This window comes from Acinetobacter sp. YH16042, assembly GCF_013417245.1.
GTDB classification, from domain to species: Bacteria; Pseudomonadota; Gammaproteobacteria; order Pseudomonadales; family Moraxellaceae; genus Acinetobacter; species Acinetobacter amyesii.
On the sequence record NZ_VPEJ01000045.1, the window covers coordinates 1 to 6,546 of the forward strand.

At 33.5% G+C, this 6,546-nt stretch carries 6 protein-coding genes; 3 read left to right on the forward strand and 3 right to left on the reverse strand.

Annotated elements, in window-relative coordinates; all coding sequences use genetic code 11:
- Nucleotides 1-98: 98 nt before the first annotated feature.
- Nucleotides 99-401: a hypothetical protein gene (locus tag FTV37_RS16115; RefSeq protein WP_018680087.1), complete on the reverse strand. Its 303-nt coding sequence runs from the start codon at nt 399-401 to the stop codon at nt 99-101.
- 211 nt (nt 402-612) lie between these two features.
- Here FTV37_RS16115 and mobQ point away from each other — a divergent pair, with 211 nt between their 5' ends.
- From mobQ to FTV37_RS16130, 3 genes are all read left to right on the forward strand, one after another.
- Nucleotides 613-2,265 (forward strand): MobQ family relaxase, encoded by a 1,653-nt coding sequence (gene mobQ, locus FTV37_RS16120; protein WP_180064272.1) that lies wholly within the window; start codon nt 613-615, stop codon nt 2,263-2,265.
- A gap of 682 nt (nt 2,266-2,947) precedes the next feature.
- Complete coding sequence (locus FTV37_RS16125; protein WP_004728629.1) at nt 2,948-3,898, forward strand: replication initiation protein; 951 nt, start codon at nt 2,948-2,950, stop codon at nt 3,896-3,898.
- Nucleotides 3,895-4,182, forward strand: coding sequence for a hypothetical protein (locus tag FTV37_RS16130; protein ID WP_004728627.1), 288 nt, complete (start codon nt 3,895-3,897; stop codon nt 4,180-4,182). Before FTV37_RS16125 ends, FTV37_RS16130 begins: the two co-directional genes overlap by 4 nt.
- Before the next feature lie 736 nt (nt 4,183-4,918).
- Here FTV37_RS16130 and FTV37_RS16135 read toward each other — a convergent pair.
- The gene (locus FTV37_RS16135; RefSeq protein WP_163146729.1) at nt 4,919-5,713 is read right to left on the reverse strand and encodes a tetratricopeptide repeat protein; all 795 of its coding nucleotides are present in this window, start codon (nt 5,711-5,713) and stop codon (nt 4,919-4,921) included.
- A gap of 11 nt (nt 5,714-5,724) precedes the next feature.
- A complete protein-coding gene (locus tag FTV37_RS16140; RefSeq protein ID WP_163146730.1) occupies nt 5,725-6,495 on the reverse strand; it encodes a hypothetical protein in 771 nt (256 codons plus the stop codon).
- Nucleotides 6,496-6,546: the final 51 nt, after the last annotated feature.

The following is a 6,546-nucleotide window of genomic DNA, read 5'->3' on the forward strand; positions in this document are numbered from 1 at the left end:
TGGTTGGCTTTAATTATTTTTTAGTATTCTTTATAGAAAATGCCTCGATCAAGGGGCATTTCTAACAATCATTTAACATAAAATTTCTTATGCGAAATTTAGGTCTTATCCCAAATAAATCCATTAAAAAGATCTTTATCTTTCTGCTTATTTTCTTCGGTCTTATTTTCCGTATTTAAAAATTGCTCAAAATCGGCTAATTGCTGCTTAAACGATTCATCATTTTTTAATTTATTTAAAGCCCAAGCACCCAGTAGAATTTTACGTCTAGTATCATCTTTACGTTGCTGATCAGAAACTTTCTTTTTTTCACGAGCAGCAATAGCTTGTTTTTGTGCTTTTAGTTGTCTTAATCGTTCTTCTTGCTTTGCAATTTTTTGCTCTAAAGTTTCAACACTCATACCATCACCATCTCAAGGAATCCCCCTCAAGCATAGGTCTGTTTGAATTGAAATTCAAGACAGCCCATGCTATCGTGGTTTTCCCGAAGGGCGCACTTAGCCATTGGATTTCATCCAATGGTGCGACAAGGGGTAAATCCCCTTTGTAATCCCCTGACCAACATATACATGTTGGTAATTTCGATAAATCGAAATAAAGAGCAAAAGCAAAATGGCGATATATCATTTTTCAGTTAAAACGATTAGTAGAGGTAATGGACGATCGGCCGTTGCTTGTGCTGCATATCGTTCAAGTGAAAAATTGGTATGCGATTTTTATGGAAAAGAACAAGACTACACAAGAAAAACTGGTGTCGAATTTACAAAAATCTATGCACCTGAAAATACAAATACTGAGTTACTCAAGCGCCAAACACTTTGGAATGAAGTCGAAAAGGTTGAACGTAGAAAAGATGCATTACTTGCAAGAGAGTTTGAGATTGCATTTCCCAGTGAGTTAAACGCTGAACAGCGTGAAAATATGCTCAATGAACTTTGCCGAAACCTCGTTAAAAAATACGGTGTCATCGTTGATGCTGCTATTCATGCACCTCATACAGACAGTGGAAGTGATGAACGCAACTACCATGCACACATCATGTTCACAACCCGAAGTATTAATGAGCAGGGTGGCTTTTCAGCAAAAAAATATAGGGACTTCAGTCGTGACAATGGCACAGAAACTGTAAGCCACTGGAGAGAATCATTTGCAGAGTTATGCAATCATCACCTGGAACAAAATGGATTTGATGAACGTGTCGATCACAGAAGTTATGAAGACCAGGAAAGTGACCTAGAAGCAACTCAGCACGAAGGTCCTCAAGCGACATACCTCCGGAGACGAGGGATATTTACAGAAATTAGTCTGAAAAATGATGAAATTAAGCTACGTAATTTAAAAATCAAAAAGGTCATCGCACTGGATGAAAACATCAAAGTATCTGAGGATCTTGTTCAAAAAGTACGAAGTGAGCTTCAGTTTCAATACTCTCAAGCTGAGTATTCAGAAAAAACTTCTCAGAAACTTTATGAATTCCAAAATGAAGAATTATCAAAATTAACAACAAAATTAGACACGATGAGTTCTGCAATATCAGAACTACGCAAAAAAGAGCCTTTATTTTTTAAAACAAAATGGATCAATCAAATAAATGACCTGATCGACCAACACAACACCCAACTAGACATCCAAAAGCATATTTCTGGTCTTAGTGAAATAGAAAAAAAAGAGAGATATTCTGATCATTTAAATAAATGGACAGAAGAAAATCAGCTGCTCCAGCCTAAAAAGTCTTTTGCAAAACTTGACGAACCGAACATCACTGTTAAACAACGAAAACTTAATGATCAAATTTCAAATATAGATCATCAAATTTCTGAAATATCACGCAGAGAAACTGAGTATCAAGAGTATGTACGCGATCAAAGACTGGAGATCATAAATAGTTATATATTTGAAGAAGATAACTATGGAAATAAATACTTTAGTCCTCAAAATGGTGAAAAACAAAAGCGACTATATGCAGAAGAAATGGAAGATCTAAAAATCCAAGAATTGCATGCGGCTTTTACAAAAAAAATTGAGACCGAAGCGCAGCAAGAGTTTTCCCAAAAAATAGCAATACAGCTCGAAAACGACCGAAAAGATCGTGAATCTAGAGAACAACGCTATGCACAAGAACGAGAGCAACAAGAACAACGCTATGCACAAGAACGAGAGCAACAAGAACATTTGGCATTTTTAAGACGCCAAGAACAAGAAAAACAGCAGAGAAATGAGCCTAAAAAGCCAGAAAATGACAATAACCATGACTACACGCCTTAGCAATCCCATTTAAGCGCAAAAAAACGGGGGTTTTAGCGACTTTTGATAGAAATACAGTAAAACTATAGTTGATAAAAATAAAATCGCTTAAAACGCAAATGAGAGCCTTTTAGCGAGTGTCTACGAGTGACACAACGAAAGGTTGCTTATTCCCCCTCTGAAAAACCGTTTTTTATTGAATTACTGGGGACAGTGATTAGCGAGTGTCTACGAGCGAAGTATTGATGCTTTTGCTCGTCAAAAAGCATGAGCATAGCGAATGCATTATTCATGTTTTGCTTTTTGAATCCTTGATCATATATGCAAAAAACTGCCCCCACGAAGCGAGTGAAACGAGCTTCAATAGAGTACGAGCTTTAGCGAGTACCAAGGGCAGTTTTAATAACTTACTTTGGGAATAAATTCCCTTTTATTCTTTTAAAAAGCTTTTAAAAGCTTTTAGACCCTCTGAAAACCTTATGCAGCAATAGTTTCAAGCGTTAAAAGGGTACAAATAGCATGATAAAGGGTACAAATAGCATGATTTTATCGTTTAAAAGGGTACAAATAGCATGATTAAAGGGTACAAATAGCATGATAAAGGGTACAAATAAATTATTGTACCCTTATGTTTATTGGTGTACATTGTTTTCTCATAAGGGTACAAAAATCATGTTCATTTTTTATAAGGTTTGATATCTGAATGAATAAAGAAAATAGTTATGATAAATCTTATCCAGTAACAACAATGGCTATTCAAAACAAAGTTACTGAATGCTTTAAAAGCATGTCTGTAGATGAAAAAAGAATTTTAATTATGGCTTCTCCGATTGCTAGAAATATCGATGCAAGTGAACAAGATCAAATCTTAATATCTGCTCAACAATTTGCTGATGACTGTGGTATCAAAGTCAATTCTGCTTATAAACAAATTGAAAATGCGTCAAAAAAACTAGTAGATCGGTCCTTTTCATACGTTAATGATAGGGGGAAAAAGGTCTACTCTAACTGGGTAATTGATGCTACTTATGAAGATGCAGGGATATCTTTAAGGTTTACATCTATTGTTTTGGTGATGTTGAAAATTTTAGATAAATACAATCCATACACTCGTTATAAAAAAGATGTAGTTCTAAAATTAAAAAAAGACTACTCAATAGACTTTTACCATTTAGCGAAAAAAAATCAGGCAAAAAATGGCTTTGAATTAACGCTAGATGAAATGTTTACAGAGTTTGGTTTACCAGAATCTTATAGAGATTTGAGGAACTTAAAACGAAGAGTTTTGAAGAGCTCATTAGATGAAATTAATGAATTTACCGATGTAACAGTTGACTATAGTCCAGTTAAAAAAGGACGTTCTGTTGTCGGCTTTAAGTTCACTGTGAAAGAAAAATCTAAGCCAAAATTAATAGCTCCTGAGCGAGATCCAAAAACAATAGATATATTCTGCAACCTGTCTGATGCTCAAATTAACAAGTACAGTGCTATTTTATCTAAACTTTCTGAGCTATCAGACCTAAGTAACTTCCAGGACTATCCTAGTTTTGCCCTTTGGATTAGTGGCATCTTACGAGATCCGAAAAGTGTAAGAGAGGAAACAGCAAAGCGGATTTTTAAAGCTCTTCATAGCAAGACGGATTTTAAACCATGAAAACTAGAGCTGAATTAGATGCAATGAGCCATCAAGAACTCAAAGACTATGAGCAAAGTTTACTTGCTCTGTGGACACCAAGAATGGCTATTGAAAGTGACATTGAAAGGTTAAGCACTAATCGCAACGAATTATTAGAAATTTTTAATCAATTAAAAAATCCTGATGCTCCTGAAAATGAGCGTTTAAAAAATTCTATTTTATCGCTCAAATATAAGATTGAAGATTTAGAAGATAAATTGGATGATCTTATTCAAGATAATCGCTTAAATCGTGCAGATTGAATTATTCAGTTTATTTAATTAAAACCGTGAAACATTGATCAAAGAATAGGCGTGGAACGTGAATAGTCACAAAAAAGCCGTTCCAGTGCGCTGAACCCTGGAACGTCTTAGTATAAGTTTATGATTTATATCGAATAAAAAACAGTATTTCGTATAAGGTGTATTATGTTAATTTTAGATATTAAGAAATTAACATATAGTCATTGATTAGAGCTAAAATAATTATATGAAAAGATTTTCACTTTTTTTACTTTTAATAGGCTTCATAATTATTTTAGTTACTTTAATAAAATCAAATAAATATGATAATAAAAGTATAGATTTGAATACATGGCAAAAAATTGAAAAATTTCAAATTTTAAAAACACAAATATCTTGCTCAAGTTCACCTTGGCGAAAAGGTATAGACAGAACTGCTAAGATGAATGTTGAATACATGTATAAATATCATAACAAAATTTATTATCGTAATGCTCAAAATGTCTTAAGCATATATAGAATAACGTTATTAGAGTCATGTGACGATCTAAAAGTTAAATTAGAAAATGCCTGGCACCAGTATAATACGGATAAAGTTTTATCCGTTTATATATCTAGCATAGGTAATGAAAGTAAGTTTGTAATCAAAGAAAATCAATTCACATTTAGAAAATCTTTAATTGCTTTGATCTTGTTTGAAGCGCAAGGAGTCATACTAATATTAGTTATCATATTGATATTAACTTGCCTAATTACACTACTTAGAATTAGATATTGATTCTATTTTTTTTAGTGCATCCCCAGCATCTTTATAACCATTCTCAAATGCCCGTTGAAACCAATATTTTGCTTTTTCTAGATCATTATAGGTATTCGCATACATATAACCCAAATTATTTTGAGCTATAGGAAAATTCTGGTTTGCTGCTTGTATATAAAGATCGAGCGCTTTTTTTTCATCTTTTGGAACTATAGCTCCTTCTTCATATATGTTGGCTAAATTGTATTGAGCATCTGGTAAATTCTGTTTAGCCGCATCGGTATACAAACTAATGGCTTTATTGATATCTTTTTCAATACCATTTCCATCAAGATATGCATTAGCGAGGCTGAATTGAGCCCGAGCATATCCTTGTTTTGCAGATAAGTTATAATAATCTAAAGCTTTTGTTCGATCTTTATCTACATAATATCCATTGTCATACATTACACCTAAATTATACTGAGCTTCAGAAGAATTTAATTTAGATGCTTCATTAAACCAATAATAAGCTTTAGCTTCATTTTTTTGTGTACCTATTCCTTTGAAGTACATACCTGCTAAATCATTTTGAGCAACTACAGAACCTTCATTTGCAGCTTTTTCAAAATATTCTAAAGCTTTTTGAAAGTTTTGCTTTACACCATCACCTAAAAAATATTTTTGACCTTGTTTATATAAAGACTCTGATTGAACAAGATTTTTTTCTTTCTGAGGTACAGTCTTTGTACAACCATTAAGACTAAATACACTCAAAAACACTAAAAAAAAAGCTATTTTTTTTACATTCATTTTTCATTCACTTAGTCAGAATATTTTATCTGCCATTCTAGCATAGGGTCTTTTTCTATTTCTCTATCTCGTCGTTTCTTTTCTGCCTCCCCAGCATTTTCATTCAATTTCTTCTGAGCATTGATATATATTTCAGCCGCTTTTATTACCTCACCTCTTTTTCCAATTTCTTCACCTGCATTTTCTCCAGCTGACTTCATACCGTACTTAACTGACAAGCCAGCGATACCACAGAGGGCTAAACCAACCCCAACTTGTCTCGGATCTAATGAACGAACAGCATTTTGTGAGCATCTGCCAACAACTCCAAGTGCTAATGTTTCACCAGCTTTTTCACCAGCTTTTGAAAGCACCAACTTTGATGTTTGTTCTGCTAATTTTTCAGCATCCTCATCATGAATTGCTAAAATTATTTCTGCCCCATCTGATACCATTCCACCTTTAGTACCAATTTTATCAATTTTTTCTACAGCTTTTTTTGTATTCAGAACACTCGTATGCTGATTTCCATTAAAGATATGACCTGAAGACTTTCTACTATACACCTTAAATTCTGTAGCTTTTTTTAAACGCTCTTTACTCAATAAGGGAACATTTTTAGAATGTAAAGCTCCCCATCTAATATTATAATTCTGTGCTTTCATTACATCTGCAGTATCTTTTACATACCCAGCCCAATCAGATGCAGTTGATACTCCTGATACAACGTTATCAAGATGCTCTCTTTTTAAAACAAGCGTTGGTCTGCCATTTTTATTGACCTTTTGTGATTCATCAGCCATATCATAATTTCCTTAACGCAATGTCTTAATCAAAGTTTTTCTGAATAATTA